Raw genomic sequence first — 20244 nt, forward strand, 5'->3', positions numbered from 1 at the left:
CCCCACGCCACACCTCGAAAGGACTTTGACCAGCAATGGCCGAAGAGAACACCCCGGCGCCCGAAGGCGACCCGGCGGACGCGGTGAACAGCACCGGCGGTCTGCGGATCGAGCCCGTCGGGCTCGAAACCGAGATGCAGCGCAGCTACCTCGACTACGCGATGAGCGTGATCGTCTCGCGCGCCCTGCCCGACGTGCGCGACGGTCTCAAGCCGGTGCACCGCCGCGTGCTCTACGCGATGTACGACGGCGGCTACCGGCCCGAGAAGGGCTTCTACAAGTGCGCCCGCGTCGTCGGCGACGTGATGGGCACCTATCACCCGCACGGCGACACCTCGATCTACGACGCGCTGGTCCGGTTGGCCCAGCCGTGGTCGATGCGGATGCCGCTGGTGGACAGCAACGGCAACTTCGGCTCGCCGGGCAACGACCCGGCCGCGGCCATGCGGTACACCGAGTGCAAGCTCAAGTGGCTGTCCATGGAGATGCTCCGGGACATCGACGAGGACACCGTCGATCTCCAGGACAACTACGACGGCCGCAACCAGGAGCCGACGGTCCTGCCGGCCCGTTTCCCGAACCTGCTCGTCAACGGGTCCGCGGGCATCGCGGTCGGCATGGCGACCAACATCCCGCCGCACAACCTGCGCGAGGTCGCCTCCGGCGCGCAGTGGTTCCTGCAGAACCCCGACGTGTCGGCGGAGGAACTCCAGGACGCCCTGATCGAGCGGATCAAGGGCCCGGACTTCCCCAGCGGTGCGCTCGTCGTCGGCCGACGCGGGATCGAGGACGCGTACCGCACCGGCCGCGGCTCGATCACCATGCGTGCGGTGGTCGAGGTCGAGGAGATCCAGAACCGGCAGTGCCTGGTGGTCACCGAACTGCCCTACCAGGTCAACCCGGACAACCTCGCGCAGAAGATCGCCGACCTGGTCAAGGACGGCAAGATCGGCGGCATCGCCGACGTCCGCGACGAGACCTCCTCGCGTACCGGCCAGCGCCTGGTGATCGTGCTCAAGCGCGACGCGGTGGCCAAGGTCGTGCTGAACAACCTGTACAAGCACACCCAGTTGCAGGACACCTTCGGCGCGAACATGCTCGCGCTGGTGGACGGCGTCCCGCGCACGCTCTCGATCGACCTCTTCATCCGCAACTGGGTGGAGCACCAGATCGAGGTGATCGTCCGGCGGACCCGCTTCCGGCTGCGCAAGGCCGAGGAGCGCGCCCACATCCTGCGTGGTCTGCTCAAGGCCCTGGACGCGATCGAGGAGGTCATCGCGCTGATCCGGGCCTCGAACACGGTCGACGAGGCGCGCACCGGCCTGATCGGGCTCCTGGAGATCGACGAGATCCAGGCCAACGCGATCCTGGAGATGCAGCTTCGCCGGCTGGCCGCCCTGGAGCACCGGAAGATCACCGCCGAGCACGACGAGCTGATGGCGAAGATCACCGACTACCAGGCGATCCTGGCCTCGCCGGACCGGCAGCGGCAGATCATCAGTGAGGAACTGGCGGCGATCGTCGACAAGTTCGGCGACGACCGGCGCAGCGCGCTGGTGCCCTTCGACGGTGACATGTCCATCGAGGACCTGATCGCCGAAGAGGACATCGTCATCACCATCACGCGCGGCGGCTACGTCAAGCGCACCCGGACCGACCTGTACCGCTCGCAGAAGCGCGGCGGCAAGGGGGTGCGCGGCGCGCAACTGAAGCAGGACGACATCGTCGACCACTTCTTCGTGACCACCACGCACCACTGGATCCTGTTCTTCACGAACAAGGGCCGGGTCTATCGGGCGAAGGCGTACGAGCTCCCGGACACCGGTCGCGACGCGCGTGGTCAACACGTGGCGAACCTGCTCGCGTTCCAGCCGGACGAGAAGATCGCCCAGGTGCTCGACCTGCGCGACTACGAGGTCGCGCCGTACCTGGTGTTGGCGACCAAGGCCGGTCTGGTGAAGAAGACCGCGCTCAAGGAGTACGACACCAACCGCGCGGCCGGCGTGATCGCGATCAACCTGCGCTCGGACGAGGCCGGTGACGACGACGAGGTGATCGGCGCCGAACTGGTCTCCGCGGACGACGACCTGCTGCTCGTGAGCCGCAAGGCGCAGTCGATCCGGTTCACCGCCACGGACGAGACGCTGCGGCCGATGGGTCGGGCGACATCCGGGGTGAAGGGGATGAGCTTCCGCGAAGGCGACGAACTGTTGTCGATGAACGTGGTGCGTGCGGGCACGTTCGTGTTCACCGCCACCGATGGGGGCTTCGCAAAGCGAACCAGTGTGGACGAGTATCGCGTCCAGGGACGTGGGGGCCTCGGTATCAAGGCCGCCAAGATCGTCGAGGACCGAGGTTCACTCGTCGGGGCACTCGTCGTGGACGACACGGATGAAATCCTCGCCATCACGCTCGGCGGTGGAGTGATCCGCACCCGCGCCGCGGGTGTCCGGCACACCGGACGTGACACGATGGGTGTGCAGCTGATCAACCTGGGTAAGGGCGACGCCGTTGTCGGCATCGCACGTAACGCCGAACCTGAGCCCGAGGCCGAGATCGACCCAGAGGTCGACGGGGCCGAAGCCGGTGCGGCCGATGGCACGCACGAGCCGACCTCCACCGTCGAAGGGGAGGTCGCGCCCGGCGGGCAGGAAGGGTGACGCGTGAGCACAGACCGGAAGTCGGCCGGCGGGAGAGGCGAGCGCGCCGACCGGGGTCGGGCCGGCGGGCGCGCTGACAGCACGAGCCGCAGCGCTGCGACACCGCCCCCCACGGGGCCGGTGCCGCCGAAGCCGGCAGCCCCACCCCCCGTGCACGGAGCCGGGCCCACCGGGGACGCGGCGGCTCGCCCGCCGCGTCCCGCGCCCACTCCGTTCACGTCCCCCTTCCCGCCCGCGGCAGCGGCGGGCGAGGGTACGGAGCGGCCGCCGGCCGCGATCAACGGCAGCAAGGCCGCCCGCCCGACGGGCGGCGGCACGATGACCTCACCGCGCCCGACCCGGGGCACCCCGGCCGGCGGCGTCCCGTCGACCGCTCACCGAGTGGGGCAGTCCATGGCGCAGCAGGGGCGGACCGGTCCGGAGCCACAGCCCCGACCGATCGCGCGCACCCGCCGGGCCCGGTTGCGGGCGGCGCGGGTGGACCCGTGGTCGGTGATGAAGGTCGGTTTCCTGCTGTCCCTGGCACTGGGCGTGGTGCTGCTGGTCGCGGTGACCGTGCTGTGGCTGGTCCTGGACGGCCTGGGCGTGTTCGCCTCGGTCGGGGACACGGTCAAGGAAGCGACCCAGTCGGAGAACAACAACGGCTTCGACCTCCAACACCTCCTGTCGCTGAAGAACACCCTCTTCTTCAGCGGCGTCGTGGCCATCGTCGACGTGATCCTGGTGACCGCGTTGGCCACGCTCGGAGCGTTCCTCTACAACCTCACCGCGTCGTTCACGGGCGGCATCGAGGTCACGCTGGCCGAGGAGGACTAAGGATTTTGGAGGCGGGCAAGCGGTGCGGTACGCTCTCTGAGCACGCACGCGGGCCTATAGCTCAGACGGTTAGAGCGCTTCCCTGATAAGGAAGAGGCCACAGGTTCAAGTCCTGTTAGGCCCACTTCGCGCACATGGCTCAAGGGCCCTTCCCCGTGGTTCGGGGAAGGGCCCTTGAGCGTTTCCGGGGTCGGGCGGGAGTGGCGTGGGGGATGCGGGCCGAGCCGCCCGTCAGTTGCGGAGGGCGGCCGGCTTGGTGTTGCCCTGTTTGGGGTCGGTGGTGGTGAGTTCGCCCCAGTAGATCATTCGGTTCCGGGAGGTGAACTCCGGATCGCAGGTGGTCAGGGTGATCAGGCGGCGGCCGGCCGGGCCGCCCAGGTCCGGCGGCTGCGCGGTGAGCACCGAGCCGTTGGAGGGCTTGGTGATGAACGGGCCCTTGACGATCGTGTAGGTGAACCACTGGGTCTTGGTCTCGACGACCACCTTGTCGCCCGCCTTGAGCCGGTTCAGGTGGCGAAACGGCTCGCCGTGGCCGTTGCGGTGCCCCGCGAGCCCGAAGTTGCCGGGGCCGCCGGGGCCGATGTAGGGCGGGTAGGTGTAGTGGCCGACGCCCTTGGACAGGGACGCCAGGCTGGATCCCTCGATGATCGGTTGCGCCCAGTCCGAGCCGAGTCGGGGGATCCACAGGATGGCCAGCGTCTCGCCGCGGATGCTGTACGAACCCGGCACCCGCTGGCCGTCCCGGCCGCCGTCGACGCTCACGTCGGTGGGGCCGTCCTGGACGTCGCTGGGCGGTAGCGCCGCAGGCGGCTCGGCGTCCGCCACCGGTGCCTTGGCCCAGTCCTTGCGCAGTTGCTCCACTTCGCTCCGGGCCTCGGCCTGGGCCTCGAAGTTGGTCCAGTAGAGCTGGTGGACACACAACAGCAGACCGATCAGGCCGAGCGTCAGGAGGAGTTCCGCTCCGACGCGAATCGTCTTGCGTACAACGCCCATGGGTCGACAGCTTGGCACAGACAAGCAGTTTGGTCAGGCCCCGGAGACCGGAATGTGATGAGCCGTCACTTGGCGGCGGCGAGCAGCGCGTCCGGCTTCCCCTGCGTCCGGGGTCGTTCCTCCTCCAGATGTCCCCAGACGATCAGCCGGTATGTGGACGCGCCGTCGGGGGTGCACGTGGTGAGGGTGATGTAGCGGCCGGCCTTCTTGTACGGGCCGCGGTCCGGGATCGGGTCGATCACCTCGATGTGCTGCGGCGAGGTCTGCGGCAGGTCGGCGTCGATGGTGTACGTGAAGTACGTCGTGGCGGTCTCCACGACCACCTTGTCGCCGGGCTTGAGCTTGTTGATGTAACGGAACGGCTCACCGTGCCCGTTGCGGTGTGCGGCCACCGCGAAGTTGCCCTGGGCATCCCACGGCATCGCCGTCTGCGGGTCCGTGTAGTGGCCCACCAGGCCGTTGTTGAGCACCTTGGCCCGATCGGTGCCCTCCGCTATCGCCTGCTTCTCCATCCCGATCCTGGGGATGTACAACAGCGCGAACCCCTTGTTCGGGGCCACGAACTGACCGGGATTGCGCGGGTCCACCCCGGTCGGGTCGTTCCAGCTCTGTTGTATGTCGTGCGCCTCGTCGCGGGCCTTCTCCGCCGCCACCACGTTCGTCCACCAGGTCAGGTAGACCACGTACAGGACCAGCAGCACGCCCACCGTCATGGCGAGTTCGCCGACCAGGCGGGCGCTCGCGGTCAGGATCCGCGCACCCGTGGACGGCTTGGCCGCCCGACGTCGGGCGGCCCGACCGGCGCCCTCGGCCACCGCCGGGCTCGCGGGTGGTCGGCCGCCGCCGCGCCCGGGCTTCCCGCGCTGCGCCTTGCGCCGGGCCGCCCGCCCACCGGCCGCGGGCGCGGTCGGGCCGGCGCTCCCGGTCGTCGTACCCGACCGCACGGCCGGGGCGAGCGACGGATCGAACGCCCGCTCGCCCGGTGCGTCGACCGGCGTCTCCGTGTCGGTGCGAAACCACGCGTCCGGCCCGGTCGCGGACTCGGACGCCGGCGGTCGAACGGCGGGCGGCCCCGCCACCGTTCCCGGCGGCAGCGAGAACCGCTGCGTCGTCCCGAGCGGTGGTGTCCCCGTGAACGGCTCCCGGGCCGGAGCCTGCGCCCCGGCCTCGGCCGCCCGGAGCTGCGCGGCCCGCCGGCGCGCCGCGCGACCACCGGGACTCGGCTCGGAAACGGCGGGGAGGGCCGCTGCGGGCGGTTCCGCGAAGCCGGGCTGGACCAACTCGCCCGAGTACGCTCCGGGCGCGTACGGGGCGATCTCGGCCGATCCGTACTCGACCTCGGGTATCGGCGTCTCGGTCAGGCCGGGAGCGGCGTGCGCCCGACGACGGGAGCCAGACCCGCCGACCGGGCCGGCGCCGTCGGGTCCCCGCACCTCACCAGCCAGTTCGCCAGCATCAGGTGGCCGTACTCCGTCAGCACCGACTCCGGGTGGAACTGCACGCCTTCGACCGGTCGGGCGCGGTGCCGCAGGCCCATGATCACGCCGGTCCCGGTCCATGCGGTCACCTCCAGTTCGGCCGGAATCGTGTCCGGATCCACCGCGAGTGAGTGATAGCGCGTCGCGGTGAACGGCGACGGCAGGCCGGCGAAGACGCCCGCCCCCTCATGCACCACAGGGCTGGTCTTGCCGTGCAGGAGCTCGGGTGCCCGGCCAACGGTAGCGCCGTGCGCCGCCGCGATGGACTGCATCCCCAGGCACACGCCGAAGACCGGCACCCGGCCGCCCTCGCGGCGCACCATCTCCATGCAGATCCCGGCATCCTCGGGTGTCCCCGGGCCGGGCGAGAGCAGTACGCCGTCGAACTCCTCGGCCTCTTCGACGGTCACCGCGTCGTTGCGGCGCACCTCGCAGGTCGCGCCGAGCTGGTACAGGTACTGCACGAGGTTGAAGACGAAGCTGTCGTAGTTGTCCACGACGAGAATGCGCGCGCTCATCCGGGCAGCCCTCCCGGCAACGCCGCGGGGGAAGTCGCCCCGCCCGCACCGGTGGGGCGCGGTGCGCCGCCGGGGCCGGTGGTGCTCGTGACGTTCTCCTGATCGACCGTCACATCGCTGAACGGGAGCAGGGGTTCCGCCCACGGGAAGACCCACGTGAACAGCGCGTACACGGTCGCCAACACCAGGAGCAGGGAGATCAACAGCTTCACCCACGCGTTACCCGGCAGAGTGCGCCAGATCCAGCCGTACATCAGGCCCAGGCCCTCTCTCGCTCGCCGCCCGCGCGGCTCGACTCGCTCATCCCTGCAACGCCGCCGGCTTGCCCGCCGCCAACGGTGTACGCGACTCCAGGTGACCCCAGACGATCAACCGGTGCGTGCTGCCGAACTCAGGTTCGCAGGTGGTCAGAGTGATGTATTTCCCGGGAGTCTTGTAGGCCTTCTCCGGGACCGCGTCGAGCACGTGCACGTCCTCGGGGATGGTCTTCAGGACCGCCTTGTCACCGCTGAGGCTGACCGGCTTGTCGATCGTGTAGACGAACCACTCGGAGATGCCCTCGATCACGATCTTGTCGCCCACCTGCAACTTGGGCACGTTCAGGAACGGGTCGCCGTAGGTCTTGCGGTGCCCGGCGATCGCGAAGTTGCCGTCCTCGCCCGCCTGCGCGCTGCCCTTGTACCAGCCCAGGCCCCTCTGCAGCTCCTTGGGCGTGACCCCGGGACGGATCGTCTTGTACCAGTTGCTCCCGAAACGCGGCACGTACATCGTGCCGAACGGCTCGTCGTCGTGGTAAGGAGCCTGCGCCGGCATCTGCGCGACCGGTACGTCCTTGGGCTTGGTCGCCACGATCCGCTTGCGCGCCTCGTCCAGCTTGTGCATCTCGTCGGCCCGCGCCCGATCGGCCAGCACGCCGGTCCAGTAGAGCTGATAGACGACGAACAACAGGATGACGACGCCCAGCGTGATGAAGACCTCCCCGAGGCCCCGCATCGTGGTCCGCAACACTGTCGTCAGACTCCCCTCGGTTCACCGCTGCCGATCACGTCCCGGAGACTTTCGCATACTCCAGGCCAAGGGGCCCCGTATACCCCGGCGCATCCAGGCGCTTCTTGTCCTCGACCTTCCAGCCGAGTCCGAACGCCTCGACGTAGTCGGTGTAGTTGGACACGCTCTTGCTCTGGTCCAACGCGCGTCGCAGGACATTGGTGTCGCCCACCGCCGAAATCACGTACGGCGGCGAGTAGACCCGGCCGTGCAGGATCAGCGTGTTGCCGACACACCGCACGGCGGAGGTGGCCACGATTCGCTGGTCCATGATCTGGATCGCCCGGGCGCCGCCGCTCCACAGCGCGTTCACCACGCCCTGGATGTCCTGCTGGTGCACCACCAGGTCGTCCGCGGTGGGCTCGCGCACCCCGGGCACCCGCGACTTCGCGTCCGGCGGGGCGTCGGTCAGGGTCACCGTGAGGCCCTCCCCGGACACCGGGGTGACCCCGGCCGGATCCGCGACCGCGTCGATGCGACCGCGGGCCTGCGGGTCGTTGGCCTGCTCCTGGACGAGCGAGTCCACGTCCTTTTGCAGCTCGGACAGATCGTGCTGGGCACTCTCGTTGCGCCGACCCTGGTCCCGGATCACATCGGACAGCCGAAGCATTTGCGCGTCGCTGCGCAGATTGGTGCCGTGCGAGGTGTCCGCGCTGATCCAGAACAGCAGTCCGGCCAGGGCGAACACCACAAGAGCGGACAACCGGGGTACGATCGCTCGCCAAGACGTTCCGGTTGGCCGCATGGCGAAGATACGCACGTCGCCGTACCCTCCTTCCGGACCTGACAGCGACTACGCTAACCGACACATCACCGGATCGTGTCGCGTGTGCTGCGCACCCACTCGTCCGGCTACATCGACAGGAGAGACTCTCGTGCCGAAGTCCCGGATCCGTAAGAAGGACGACTTCACCCCGCCGCCGCCCAAGAAGACGACCATAAAGCTGGACTCGCGCCGCTGGGTGGCGCCGTTCATGCTGGCTCTCTTCGCGATCGGCCTGCTGTGGATCGTGGTCTTCTACGTGACCGACATGCGCTTCCCGGTCGAGTCCCTGAAGAACTGGAACATCGTGGTCGGCTTCGGCTTCATCGCCGCCGGCTTCGGCGTGTCCACCCAGTGGAAATAGCGCATCGACGCAGCTCAGCGAGCTTTCCGGGGAAGACTCCACAGAGTTATCCACAGTGGGGATAACCAGGCAGATCCTGTGGATAACCCTTCACGGTCCAACGAGCGACCGGGATGCGGGTAACGGCTCGCATCCCGGATTCATCACCATGGGTCATTAGGATGATTCACTGCGTGATCGCCGCGTGACCACCCCGCGACCGTGCCGGGCGCTCGATCAGAGGATCTGCGCGGTCCGGATCGCCACGATCGCCACGATCACCGCGGACACCGCGAGCAGGCTGCCCACCTGGATCGCCGTGCGATTTCGCTGCGGTGCGTAGACCAGGCCGATCGCGGCCAGGGTGCCGGCGACCAGGCCGCCGATGTGCGCACGCCAGTCGATCGTGCCCATGTTGAGAAACGTGATCATCAGGTTGAGCACGAGCAGGATGGTCAGCGGCCGCAGGTCGTACCGAAGTCGGCGACCGAGCACGATCATCGCGCCGAACAGCCCGAACAGGGCCCCGGAGGCCCCCAGCGAGCCCTGCCGCGGGTCGGCGATCAGATACGACAGCGCGGTGCCGCCGAGCGCGGAGACCAGGTAGAGGGCGATGAACCGGGTCCGGCCGAGCGCGGCCTCCAGCGGAGGGCCCAGCATCCACAGGCCGACCATGTTCAACCCGATGTGCCACACCTGCTGATGCAGGAACGCCGCAGTGAGCAGGCGGTACCACTGGCCCTCGGCGACCCCCTGCCACTCGCCCCCGTCGAAGAACCGGCCGACCAGGATCATCTTGTCGACGAACTTGTCGCCGATCACCAGGACCAGCAGGAAGACCGCGAGGTTGAGCCCGATCAGGGTCTTGGTCACCACCGCGTTCGCGGTCGTGGACGAGATCCGGCCGCCGGCCACGGTGCGCGCCTCACGGACTCGACCGGTGCCCTGGCGGACACAATCCGGGCACTGGAAACCGACCGACGCGCTCACCATGCAATCGCCGCACACCGGCCGCTCGCAGCGGGTGCAGCGAATGTTCGACTCACGGTCGGGATGCCGGTAACACACGGGCGGACCGGCCGGTCCGGTCGCGGCCGGTGGTTGTTCGTCGGGGCTCATGCTCACCTTCAAACACGTGACGCGGGCCGGGACCCGAAGGCCCCGGCCCGCGTGCTCGGGGTTCAGGACGTGACGGTCTCGACCTCGACGGTGTTGATCAGGACATCGGAGGTCGGGCGGTCGCGCATGTCGGTCTCGGTACCGGCGATCGCGTCGACGACCTTGCGGCTCTCCGCGTCGGCGACCTCGCCGAAGATGGTGTGCTTGCGGTTCAGGTGCGGCGTGGCACCCACGGTGACGAAGAACTGGGAGCCGTTGGTGCCCGGTCCCGCGTTCGCCATCGCCAGGAGGTACGGCTTGGAGAACTGCAGATCCGGGTGGAACTCGTCGGCGAAGCGATAGCCCGGGCCGCCGGTGCCGGTGCCCAGCGGGTCACCGCCCTGGATCATGAAGCCGGAGATGACGCGGTGGAAGACGGTGCCGTCGTACAAGCGATCGGTGGTCTTCTGGCCCTTGCCGGGGTGCACCCACTCGCGCCGGCCCTGGGAGAGCTCCACGAAGTTCGCGACCGTCTTCGGCGCGTGATTCGGGAACAAGCGGATACGGATGTCCCCGTGGTTGGTCTTGATGGTGGCGAAAAGATCCTCGGCCACTGTTGCGCCTTCCCTACGGTTACACGGACGGTGTTCTTGAATCCTCGAAATCCTCGCATGCCGCGGCCGGCTCCTGCCACGACAGGGCCCCGGGCACCGTTCCACCGTACGGATCCCCGCCCGTCGAGCGGTGCATGATCCAGGGATCGTCGGGAACAGATAGCGGATGAACCCGGCGAGTAGGAGGATGTCGTGACCCGCATGGATCCGGTACGTGAGGCGACCGGTAGGACCAGGGAGCGGCTCGCCCCACACGCCGCCAACGCGAAGGACGCGGCGGCCCACTACGCGGGCGCGGCACGTGATCGGGCGGTCGAGACCACGCGCGAACGTGTGGTTCCCGCCCTGGTCCACGCCAAGGACAACGCCGCTCCACGCGTCGAGCACGCCGTGGAGGTGGCCCGGCACCGGGTCCGCCACGACGTGGTGCCGCGCGTGTATCAGGCGGTCGATCAGGCCCGGGTCGCCGCCGAGCCGGTCCGCGACGAGGCCTGGTCCCGGGCCGGCGCGGCGCTTTCGGTGATCAAGGGCGAGGTGACCGCGGCGGAGATCGAGAAGGTCGCCCGAAAGAAGCGACGCCGCGGCCGCGGCCGGCGCCTGCTGCTGATCACCGTGGTCGTGGGCGGCGGCTTCGTGGCCCTGACGTGGTGGCGTCGGCACAACGCGCAGCCGGAGTGGCTGACCGACGAGCCGGAGACCATGCCGCCGGAGACGGCGACCATCCGGCGGCCGGCCGGTTCGACGCACAACGAGGTCAAGCCGGCCGAGGACGAGTTCCGTTCGACGGCGCCGAAGACCGACTGACCGGCGCACCGCACGACGAAGGGCCCGGCGCACCGGATGGTGCGCCGGGCCCTTCGTCGTGTCGCGGTCCAACGGTTGTGGAGCCTAGGGGAGTCGAACCCCTGACATCTGCCTTGCAAAGGCAGCGCTCTACCAGCTGAGCTAAGGCCCCTCGGTGTCCGCACCAGATTACCGGTAATCCGGTTCGGCGTGGACGACACCTCACCCGAGGAAACGGACGTTTCACGTGAAACGCGCGTTTCCCCGGGCGGGTTCAAGCCTCTGCGGGATCTCCCACAGGATCTGCTCAGCGAGTGGCAGTGCCCGCCGGAACCGCGTCCGTCGCCTCGGTCCACAGATCCTGCTCGGCCCGATCCGCCTGGATCTGGCGGTAGACCAACAGGCCACCTACAGCAGCCAAAGCCACCAGGATCAGCTTCTTCATCAGCGTGGCCTCTCCGTCCTGCGAGTGACGTTCGTGCACCTGTCCGCACGCCTGGGGCGCCGCGGTCGGGTTGGGCTCGACAATAACAGGTGCACCGAGGCACCGACCAATACCGAAACCCCCGGTCAGGCCCCGATCGACGGCACGCGCGGCGATCGGTGCGACGGATGGGGTCGGCAACGCCGAAGGCCCCGGGAGCGGTTGCTTCCGGGGCCTTCGGCGTCGGCGTGGGTGACTCGGCGCTGCGGGTCAGTCGGGCAGGCCGCCGTGGCCGCCGCGGAGGTCGCCGCCCATGATCGGGTTGCCGCCACCGCGGTTGTCGCCGGACGGGGGCGGGGTGGTGCCGGGGTTGCCGCCGGGGGAGCCCGTCGAGTTGGTCGGCGGTGGCGAGGTGTTGACCGGCTGCGGGCCCTTGGAGACGGTCAGGTTGACCCCGTTGCCCTCGGTGATCTTCGAGCCTGCGGTCTGGCTCTGCTTGATCACGGTGCCCACCGGCTTGTCCGCGCTGTACTGGTCGGACTTGGTGACCTTGAGCTGCAGGTTCTCGAGCTGGACCTTGGCGTCCTCGTACGAGGCGCCGACCACGTTCGGCATGTCGTGCTGGGGCTTGCCGCTGAAGATGTTCAGGGTGACCTGGTCGCCCTCGTTCAGCTCCTGGCCGGCATCGGGGCTGGTCGAACACACCGTGTCGCGCTGGCAGTTGGTCAGCGTCTGGCTGCGCTGCGGTACACCCACCAGGTTCGCGGCCTTGAGCTTGGCCGTGGCCTCTTCCTCGGACAAGCCCTTGAGGCCGGTGGGCACGGTGGCCTTCTTCGGGCCGCCGAAGGCCCAGACCTGGATCGTGTCGCCCTTCTTGGCACTCGCCCCGGCCTCGGGGGTCTGCTTGCAGATGTTCCCCTTCGTCCCGGTGGCGCCGGTCGGACACTTGCTCGGGTCGTCGTTCATGTTGACCTTGAAGTCGGCGTTCTGCGCCGCCGTGCGAGCTTCCTCGAGGTTCTTGCCGATCAGGCTCGGCGCGCTCGCCGACTTGTCCTCGCCGTCGCCCATCAGGGTCTTGCCCACGAAGAACGCGGCGATCAGGACGGCGACACAGGCCAGGGCGAGCAGGATCCAGGCGCCGCCCCGGGACTTCCTGGGCTCGTCCCGGCGGCGATCGTTGTCGTCGAGTTCGTACTGACCGGTGTTCGGTCCGCGACCGTGCGCCGGGATGACCTGGGTCGCCCCGCCCGCGGTCGGCGGCAGGTACTGCGTCGCCGGGTCGGCCCCCATCGGCGCGGCCATCACGCTCGGCGCGCCCACCGGGAGCCCGTGCAGGGCCCGCTCGATGTCGGCCCGCATCTCGTCGGCGCTCTGGTACCGGTTGTCCGGGTTCTTCGCCAGCGACTTGAGCACGATCGAGTCGATCGTCGGCGAGACCTCCGGATCGAACGTGCTCGGCGGCAGCGGGTCCTCGCGGACGTGCTGATAGGCCACCGCGACCGGCGAGTCGCCGATGAACGGCGGCCGTTCGGTGAGCAGTTCGTAGAGCAGGCAGCCGGTGGAGTACAGGTCGGTGCGGGCGTCCACGGTCTCGCCGCGGGCCTGCTCCGGGGAGAGGTACTGGGCGGTGCCGATCACGGCCGCGGTCTGGGTCATCGTCATGCCGTTGTCGGCCATGGACCGGGCGATGCCGAAGTCCATCACCTTGACCGTGCCCTGCCGCGTCAGCATGACGTTGGCGGGCTTGATGTCGCGGTGGATGATGCCGTTGCGGTGGCTGTACTCCAGGGCCTGGAGCACGCCGGCCGTCATCTCCAGCGCCCGTTCCGGCAACAATCGGCGGCCGGAGTGCAACAGCTCGCGCAGCGTCGAGCCGTCCACGTACTCCATCACGATGTACGGGATCGAGATCCCGTCGATGTAGTCCTCACCGGTGTCGTAGACCGCGACGATCGCCGGGTGGTTCAGCGAGGCGGCGGATTGCGCCTCGCGTCGGAACCGGGCCTGGAACGTAGGGTCACGGGCGAGATCGGCGCGCAGTGTCTTGACCGCCACACTGCGTCCCAGACGAATGTCACGGCCCATGTAAACCTCGGCCATGCCACCACGGCCGAGGACCGCGCCGATCTCGTACCGGTCGCCGAGGCGACGCGGCTCTTCCATAACTTCCAGCCCTTCCCTTACCGGTCCACGGCCTTCGGTCTTCGGCCGGCCGAGACCGGGGCGGTTGCCCGACCGGTCCGGCACGTTCTCCGACACGGTACCGGTGTGACGGCCCGGGGGGTCGCCACACCCGAGTCACGAGGACACGTCGGTATCTGATTGCAGTAGTGGTCGGAGTCTCTAACGGTGTGATCGCGGGCCATGGCTCACTTCTTGACCACGGCTTCCATCATTGCCTTGGCGATCGGAGCGGCGAGGCTGCTGCCGCTGACCTCGTTGCGCTCGGCGTCACTGTCCTCGACCACGACCGCGACGGCGACCTTCTTGCCGTCGGCGCCCTTGGCGTAGGAGACGAACCACGCGTAGGGCGGTTCGCTGTTCTTGACGCCGCGCTGCGCGGTGCCGGTCTTGCCACCGACGGTGACCCCGGGAATCTTGGCGGCCTTGCCGGTGCCGTTCTCGACGACGCCCTTCATCATGTCCTGGAGCATCTGCGCGACCTCGGGGGTGACCGCCTGACTGGCCACCTGCGGCTGGGTCTTCTCCAGCACCGAGAGGTTCTGCGCGCGCAACTCGTCCACGAGGTAGGGCTTCATCACCTTGCCGTTGTTCACGATCCCGGCGACGACCATGGCCATCTGCATCGGGGTCGAGGCAACGCTGTCCTGGCCGATCGACGAGCGCATGAGCTGGCCTGTGTCCAGGCCGGCCGGGAATACGCTGGGCGAGACCCGGCTCGGGATGTCGAGCGGGTTCTGGGTGGTGCCCTTGCCGAAGTTGTTGAAGCCGAACGCGTCGGCCTGCGCCTTGACCTTCTCCTGGGACAACTGCTGGCCGACGCTGGCGAACACGGTGTTGCAGGACAGCTCGAGAGCCTTCTGCATCGTCGCGCCGGCGCATTCCTCCGGGTGCGAGTCCGGGAGGAACTGGGTCGAGTTCGGGTAGAACAGCTTGCCGCCCTGGAGCGGGACGTTCGGCACGGTGTCCGGCTTGAACTGACCCGAGGACAGCGCCGCCGCGGCGGTGACCAACTTGAAGGTCGAGCCCGGTGCGTAGGTGTACCGGATCGCCCGGTTGTCCATCGGCTTCTTCGGGTCGAACTTGTCGTCCTTCTTGTTCTTGTCGTAGGTCAACTCGTCGTACGCCTTCGACGCCGCGTTGCGGTCGTTGGAGGCCAGCGCGTTGGGGTCGTAGGACGGCGTGCTGGCCATCGCGAGCACCTTGCCGGTGTCGGGGTCGATCGCGACCGCGGCGCCGGTCTTGCCGTCGAGGCCGTTGAACGCGGCCTCCTGCGCCTTGGCGTTGATGGTCAGTGCGACGTTGCCGCCCCGGGTGCCCTTGTTCGTCACGGTGTCGAGCACCTTGCGCACGAACAGCCGGCTGTCCTTGCCGCTGAGGATGTCGTCCTCGAGGTTCTCCAGCAGATTGCTGCCGACGAAGGGCGAGATGAAGCCGGTGATCGGCGCGTACATCGGGCCGAATTCGTACTTGCGCAGGTATTCGAACTGTCGGTCGTCGGTCTTGACCGAGCTGGTGATCGGCTTGCCCTCGACCAGGAAGTCACCGCGCGGATGGGAGTACTTCTCGTACGCGGCGCGCTTGTTGTGCTTGTTGTTCGAGTAGTCGTCGGCCTTGACGACCTGGACCCAGTTGGCCCGCAGCATCAGCGCCGCGACCAGGATCAGGCAGAAGACGGAGACCCGCCTCAAAGGCTTGTTCACGGTATGTCCCTCCCCTGGGCGTGCGTTGCGGCGGCCGTCATGATTGCTGCCCGCCGGGGCCGCTCTGGCCCGGTGGGCCGTATGGCGTTCCGCCGCCGGGGTTCGGCGGGGGAACGAATGGTCTGGGTGGTGTCGGGGACCCGCCCGAGGGCGCCGGCCCACCCGGTGCGGCGGGCACTCCGCCCGCCACGGTCAGCGCCTCGGGAGAGGCGGAGCCCTCGGCCGGCGTCGAGCTCGGCGGCGGCGGGGTGGAGCCGGCGGCGGGGGTGTTGCTCCGGCCCGAGGCGTGCGAGCCGCGCCGCGGCGCGACGCCTTCGCTCGGGTCGAACGCGCCCGCCGGCGGCGCGGGTCGCCGGGCCGTGTCGCTGATCCGGATCAGGATCGCGACCAGGGCCCAGTTGGTGATCACGGACGAACCACCCTGCGCGAGGAAGGGCATCGTCATGCCGGTCAGCGGGATCAGGCCGGTCACGCCGCCCGCGACCACGAAGACCTGGAGCGCGATGGAGACCGAGAGGCCGGCCGCGAGCAGCTTGCCGAACGGGTCGCGGGCGGCCAGCGAGGTACGCAGACCACGCTCGATCAGCAGCGCGTACACCATGAAGATGGCCATCATCCCGGCCAGGCCCAGCTCTTCGCCGACCGTGGTGAGGATGAAGTCGCTGCGTGCGGCGAAGCCGATCTCGGTCGGGTGGCCCTGGTTGAGGCCGGTACCCAGCAGGCCGCCGGTGCCGTAGCCGAACAGCGCCTGGGCGAGCTGCTCGGACTGCACCGAGCCGTCGCCGTTGTAGACCGCCAGCGGGTCCAGCCAGGCCGCCACGCGGTCGTGCACGTGCGGCTCGAAGGTGCCGACGATGGTCGCGCCGCCGACCGCCATGATCACGCCGAACAGCAGCCAACTGGTGCGCTCGGTGGCGACGTAGAGCATCACCACGAACAGGCCGAAGAACAGCAGCGAGGTGCCCAGGTCGCGCTCGAAGACCAGGATCAGGATGCTCAGCAGCCAGACCACCACGATCGGGCCCATGTCCCGACCGCGGGGGAAGTACAGGCCCATCACCTTGCGGCTGGCCAGCGCGAGCGCGTCCCGCTTGGCCATCAGGTAGCCCGCGAAGAAGATCGTCAGCACGATCTTGGTGAACTCGCCGGGCTGGAAGTTGAACGGGCCGAGCCGGATCCAGATCTTGGCGCCGTACATGTCGCCCGGGAACGGGATCGGCGACACCAACAGGACCAGCGCGAGCGCCATGAACGAGTAGGTGTAGCGCTGCAACAGCCGGTGGTCCTTCAGGATCACCACGACCACCGCGAACAGCGCGATGCCGATCGCCGAGTACATGAGCTGGGACGTGGCCGCCGCGGTGCCCTTGACGTTGTTGGGGAGGCCGATCCCCTTGACGATGTCCAGGTCGAGCCGATTGATGAACATCAGGCCCATGCCGTTGAGGAAGGTCGCCAACGGCAGCAGCAGCGGGTCGGCATACGGCGCGAACTTGCGCACCAGCAGGTGGGCGAGGCCCGCGAAGACGCCGAGGCCGAACCCGTACTTGACCAGGCTCCCCACCGGCAGTGACCCGTCCCCCGCCAGTCCCACGTTGGCATAAGCCAGCATCGGCACCAGCACCGCGAAGCCGAGCATCATCAACTCGGTGTTGCGGCGATTCGGTGCGGCTTGGGGGGTGATCGTCGTGTTGCTCACGGCGCTCCCCTCAGTTTGTTCCGGTGGTTCCGGGCGGTCGCGGATAGCACTGCTTGGCCAGGTCGGCCTCTTCGGCGGAGAGCCCCGTTCCGGGCGCCTCCGGCACCGCGGCGGGCGGCGAGGTACTCGGCGGGGCCGAACTCGCCGGTGCGGTCGGACTCGTCGTCGAGCTGCCTCTGCCCTTGGACCCCGGGTCGGCCGACGAGGTCGACGAGCTCCGGGTGCTTCGGGACGCGGTGGTCGGCGTGTGTTTGGCGCCCGGCGCGTTGCTGTTCAGCGTGGCCGGCAGGCCCGGGTTCTGCTGCGGGAACAGGTTCACGCTGCCCGCCGGTTGGGCGCCGGGGGTGCCCTCCGCCGCCTTCTTCGCGTCCTCGCTCGCATACGCCTTGCGACACACGTCGGCCTGCCGCCTGAGCCGGTCGATGGTGTGCCGGGCCTCGGTCAGGCTGGCCGCGTCGAGCGTGCTGTTGACCGCGTCCCGGTTGGGCTGGCCGATCATGGTGAGCTTCAGGTCGTCGTAGCTCTGGTAGGTGCTCGCGAGGTTGAGACCCAGGATCTTCGAGTCGATGCCCCGATAGATCGCGACGTGGTCTCCTTTGTCGGCCACGAAGTATTGGGTCTGCGTCCAGTAGTACGCGCCGCCGACCGCCGCCACGAGCACCGCGATGCCGCCCCAGATCGGGAGCGTCCGGCGCAGCGTGGACTTCGGCTTGGGCTTGCGCCGACTGCCCGGCTCGGAGACCAGGGCCTCGGTCTCGTACTCGCCGGCGGTCAACTCCCGGGCCCGGGACGCCGGGGTGGTCGGCAGCGTCGTGGTGTCGTCCACCACGCTGGCCACCGCGCCGACCACGATCGGGCTGTCCGAGGGCTGATCGGCCGGGTCCACCACGTCCGCGACGATGCAGGTGATGTTGTCCGGGCCGCCGCCGCGCAGCGCGAGCTGGATCAGCTCCTGCACCGCGTCGCCGGGGTTGCCGTAGGTCAGGAGGGTGCCCTCCATCGTCTCCCGACTGACCACCCCGGACAGGCCGTCGCTGCAGATCAGGTAACGATCGCCGGGCCGGGCCTCGCGCACGGACAGGTCCGGCTCGACGTGGCCGCGCCCGTCCAGGGCCCGCATCAGCAGCGAGCGCTGCGGATGGTGGTCGGCTTCCTCCTCGGTGATGCGGCCCTCGTCGACCAGGCGCTGCACCCAGGTGTGGTCCTGGGTGATCTGTTCCAGGGCGCCGTCACGCAGGAGGTAGGCACGGGAGTCGCCGATGTGGGCGAGGCCGAGTCGGCTCCCCGTCCACAACAGCGCGGTCAACGTGGTCCCCATGCCTTCGAGCTGGGGATCGTCGTCGACCATCACACGCAGTCGGTCGTTGGCGCGATCGACCGCCGAACGCAGCGCGTCCAGCAGGTCGGCTCCGGGCACGTCCTCGTCGAGTTCGACGATGGTGGACAGGACTTCGGAGCTGGCGACTTCGCCCGCTGCCTGCCCGCCCATGCCGTCGGCGACCGCGAGCAGGCGAGGTCCGGCGTAGCCGGAGTCCTCGTTGCCTTCTCGGATCATGCCCTTGTGGGATCCGGCGGCGAAGCGGAGAGAGAGGCTCATTCAGGCTACCTGCGCAGCTCGATAACGGTCTTGCCGATACGGATCGGCGCTCCGAGTGGCACGGGGGTCGGACCGGTCAGGCGCGTACGGTCCAAGTAGGTACCGTTCGTCGACCCGAGGTCTTCGACCACCCAGCTGCCGTCGGGCGCAGGGTAGATGCGGGCGTGCCGACTCGACGCGTAGTCGTCGTCGAGCACGATGGTCGAATCGTGGGCCCGGCCGATGGTGATCTGCTGGTCCGTCAGATTTATCGTCGTGCCGGTCAGCGAGCCCTCGGTGATCACCAGCTTGCTGGGATTGTTGCGCTGGCCGCGGCGAGGCCGGGCCTGTTGCCGCTGCGGGGGCGGGGCCGGCTGCGCCTGCTGAGGCGGAGCGGCACCTCCTCCACCGGCGGCGGGCGCGGCGGTTCTGCGCCGCGCGGGTCGTTGGGTCACGCGTGTGCCGAAGAGGTCGCTACGGATCACCTGTACGGCGACGATCACGAACAACCACAGCACAGCGAGGAAACCCAACCGCATAACGGTGAGGGTCAGCTCAGACATGCGCCCGTTGTCACCCCTCGGCTTGGCGGAACACGACAGTGGTGCTGCCGAGCACGATGCGCGATCCGTCTCGCAGGCCTGCACGCTGACAGTGCTGGCCGTCGACGACGATCCCGTTGGTCGAACCGAGGTCCGTGATCGACGCCGGAGCGCCGATGCGGATCTCGGCGTGGTGTCGCGAGACGCTCGGATCGTCCACGCGAACTTCCACATCGGTGCTGCGGCCCAACTTCACGACCGGGGCAGTGAGCTCGTGACGCACCCCGTTGACCTCCAGCCAGGTTCGCAGCCGTGGTGCCGGCGGCGGATTCTGACCGTAGGCGCCCTGCTCCCCCGGCTGCGGCCGGGGAGGCGTCGGCGTTCCCGGGGTTCCGGGCGGGCCGAAGGGTGGTGGCGCGGGCACCCCGGGCGGGGGTGGCCCGCCGGGTCGACCGTATCCATAACCCTGTGGTGGCTGCTCCGGTTGCGGCCCCCCGCCCGGGAAGGGCGGTTGTTGTGGGGGCTGTTGTTGTTCATGGTGCGACTGACTGCCCGCGAGCGCCTGACTACGCACACGGTACAGACCCGTGTCGAGGTCGTCGGCATGCTCGAAGTGGACCTCGACCGGACCGATGAAGGAATAGCGCTGTTGTTGCGCATAGTCCCGCACCACGGTCGCCAGCTCGCCGCCGAGTTGCTGCACGTACGGGCTCAGGCGCTCATAGTCGTGTTGGCCGAGCTCGACGACGAAGTCGTTCGGGACCATGGTTCGGTCGCGGTTCCAGATCGTCGCGTTGTTGTCGCACTCGCGCTTGAGCGCGCTGGCGATCTCGACGGGCTGGACATCCGACTTGAACGCCTTGGCGAAGGCGCCGTTGACCAGGCCCTCAAGCCGTTGCTCGAACTTCTTCAGGGGACCCACGGGCACCTCCTTCCGTACGCGATCGGCCGGTCCGGTCCTACAGTCTGCTCACTGATCGTATCCACGCGTGGGAAACGGGCGCGG

Annotated in this window: 19 protein-coding genes and 2 tRNA genes; 5 read left to right on the top strand and 16 right to left on the bottom strand. The window is 68.8% G+C overall.

The features are described 5' to 3' along the window. The first annotated feature begins 35 nt into the window (after positions 1-35). The 3 genes from gyrA to ACFXMF_RS08160 all read left to right on the top strand — a co-directional run bounded on the left by gyrA (position 36) and on the right by ACFXMF_RS08160 (position 3600). Positions 36-2660, top strand: coding sequence for a DNA gyrase subunit A (gene gyrA / locus ACFXMF_RS08150; protein ID WP_360311316.1), 2625 nt, complete (start codon positions 36-38; stop codon positions 2658-2660). 393 nt (positions 2661-3053) lie between these two features. Beyond that, positions 3054-3476, top strand: coding sequence for a DUF3566 domain-containing protein (locus ACFXMF_RS08155; protein ID WP_380017933.1), 423 nt, complete (start codon positions 3054-3056; stop codon positions 3474-3476). Between the two features lie 50 nt (positions 3477-3526). After that, positions 3527-3600, top strand: a tRNA-Ile gene (locus ACFXMF_RS08160). Between the two features lie 107 nt (positions 3601-3707). Here the strand turns inward: ACFXMF_RS08160 and ACFXMF_RS08165 are convergent. The 6 genes from ACFXMF_RS08165 to ACFXMF_RS08190 all read right to left on the bottom strand — a co-directional run bounded on the left by ACFXMF_RS08165 (position 3708) and on the right by ACFXMF_RS08190 (position 8257). Continuing rightward, positions 3708-4469, bottom strand: a complete 762-nt coding sequence (locus ACFXMF_RS08165) for a class E sortase (protein WP_360311314.1) — start codon at positions 4467-4469, stop codon at positions 3708-3710. Positions 4470-4534: 65 nt separating this feature from the next. Continuing rightward, positions 4535-5902: a class E sortase gene (locus tag ACFXMF_RS08170; RefSeq protein ID WP_379992363.1), complete on the bottom strand. Its 1368-nt coding sequence runs from the start codon at positions 5900-5902 to the stop codon at positions 4535-4537. After that, positions 5827-6465 carry an aminodeoxychorismate/anthranilate synthase component II gene (locus ACFXMF_RS08175; protein WP_360311310.1) on the bottom strand — a complete coding sequence of 213 codons (639 nt, stop codon included), beginning with the start codon at positions 6463-6465 and terminating at the stop codon, positions 5827-5829. The genes ACFXMF_RS08170 and ACFXMF_RS08175 overlap by 76 nt, the downstream gene beginning before the upstream one ends. Then, entirely contained in the window at positions 6462-6719 is a 258-nt protein-coding gene (locus ACFXMF_RS08180) for a hypothetical protein (protein ID WP_360311308.1), read from the bottom strand. Before ACFXMF_RS08180 ends, ACFXMF_RS08175 begins: the two co-directional genes overlap by 4 nt. Positions 6720-6765: 46 nt before the next feature. Next, positions 6766-7458, bottom strand: a complete 693-nt coding sequence (locus ACFXMF_RS08185; protein ID WP_380020574.1) for a class E sortase — start codon at positions 7456-7458, stop codon at positions 6766-6768. A gap of 49 nt (positions 7459-7507) precedes the next feature. After that, positions 7508-8257, bottom strand: coding sequence for a DUF881 domain-containing protein (locus ACFXMF_RS08190; RefSeq protein WP_360311351.1), 750 nt, complete (start codon positions 8255-8257; stop codon positions 7508-7510). A gap of 130 nt (positions 8258-8387) precedes the next feature. Between ACFXMF_RS08190 and crgA the strand changes: the two genes are divergently transcribed. Then, complete coding sequence (gene crgA / locus ACFXMF_RS08195) at positions 8388-8639, top strand: cell division protein CrgA (RefSeq protein ID WP_020557121.1); 252 nt, start codon at positions 8388-8390, stop codon at positions 8637-8639. A gap of 216 nt (positions 8640-8855) precedes the next feature. On the opposite strand, the gene ACFXMF_RS08200 is transcribed toward crgA, so the two are convergent. Further along, a complete protein-coding gene (locus tag ACFXMF_RS08200; protein WP_360311303.1) occupies positions 8856-9737 on the bottom strand; it encodes a rhomboid family intramembrane serine protease in 882 nt (293 codons plus the stop codon). Between the two features lie 62 nt (positions 9738-9799). Further along, positions 9800-10330, bottom strand: coding sequence for a peptidylprolyl isomerase (locus tag ACFXMF_RS08205; protein ID WP_360311301.1), 531 nt, complete (start codon positions 10328-10330; stop codon positions 9800-9802). A 201-nt stretch (positions 10331-10531) separates the two neighbouring features. Between ACFXMF_RS08205 and ACFXMF_RS08210 the strand changes: the two genes are divergently transcribed. After that, complete coding sequence (locus tag ACFXMF_RS08210) at positions 10532-11134, top strand: DUF5324 family protein (protein ID WP_360311349.1); 603 nt, start codon at positions 10532-10534, stop codon at positions 11132-11134. Positions 11135-11212: 78 nt separating this feature from the next. On the opposite strand, the gene ACFXMF_RS08215 is transcribed toward ACFXMF_RS08210, so the two are convergent. From ACFXMF_RS08215 to ACFXMF_RS08250, 8 genes are all read right to left on the bottom strand, one after another. Then, positions 11213-11285: transfer RNA gene (locus tag ACFXMF_RS08215), tRNA-Ala, on the bottom strand. A 135-nt stretch (positions 11286-11420) separates the two neighbouring features. Continuing rightward, positions 11421-11558 carry a DLW-39 family protein gene (locus tag ACFXMF_RS08220; RefSeq protein ID WP_020557117.1) on the bottom strand — a complete coding sequence of 46 codons (138 nt, stop codon included), beginning with the start codon at positions 11556-11558 and terminating at the stop codon, positions 11421-11423. A 249-nt stretch (positions 11559-11807) separates the two neighbouring features. Further along, on the bottom strand, positions 11808-13700 hold the full coding sequence (pknB, locus tag ACFXMF_RS08225) for a Stk1 family PASTA domain-containing Ser/Thr kinase (protein WP_360311299.1): 1893 nt from the start codon (positions 13698-13700) through the stop codon (positions 11808-11810). Positions 13701-13906: 206 nt separating this feature from the next. After that, positions 13907-15421 carry a penicillin-binding transpeptidase domain-containing protein gene (locus ACFXMF_RS08230; RefSeq protein ID WP_360311297.1) on the bottom strand — a complete coding sequence of 505 codons (1515 nt, stop codon included), beginning with the start codon at positions 15419-15421 and terminating at the stop codon, positions 13907-13909. 37 nt (positions 15422-15458) lie between these two features. After that, positions 15459-17120, bottom strand: a complete 1662-nt coding sequence (locus ACFXMF_RS08235) for an FtsW/RodA/SpoVE family cell cycle protein (protein ID WP_360311295.1) — start codon at positions 17118-17120, stop codon at positions 15459-15461. A gap of 10 nt (positions 17121-17130) precedes the next feature. After that, positions 17131-18717, bottom strand: a complete 1587-nt coding sequence (locus ACFXMF_RS08240) for a PP2C family serine/threonine-protein phosphatase (protein WP_360311293.1) — start codon at positions 18715-18717, stop codon at positions 17131-17133. 5 nt (positions 18718-18722) lie between these two features. Continuing rightward, positions 18723-19259, bottom strand: a complete 537-nt coding sequence (locus ACFXMF_RS08245; protein ID WP_360311291.1) for an FHA domain-containing protein — start codon at positions 19257-19259, stop codon at positions 18723-18725. A 10-nt stretch (positions 19260-19269) separates the two neighbouring features. Continuing rightward, positions 19270-20160, bottom strand: coding sequence for a DUF3662 and FHA domain-containing protein (locus ACFXMF_RS08250; protein WP_360311289.1), 891 nt, complete (start codon positions 20158-20160; stop codon positions 19270-19272). Positions 20161-20244: the final 84 nt, after the last annotated feature.

This window comes from Embleya sp. NPDC059213 (assembly GCF_042754445.1).
Taxonomy (GTDB): Bacteria; Actinomycetota; Actinomycetes; order Streptomycetales; family Streptomycetaceae; genus Embleya.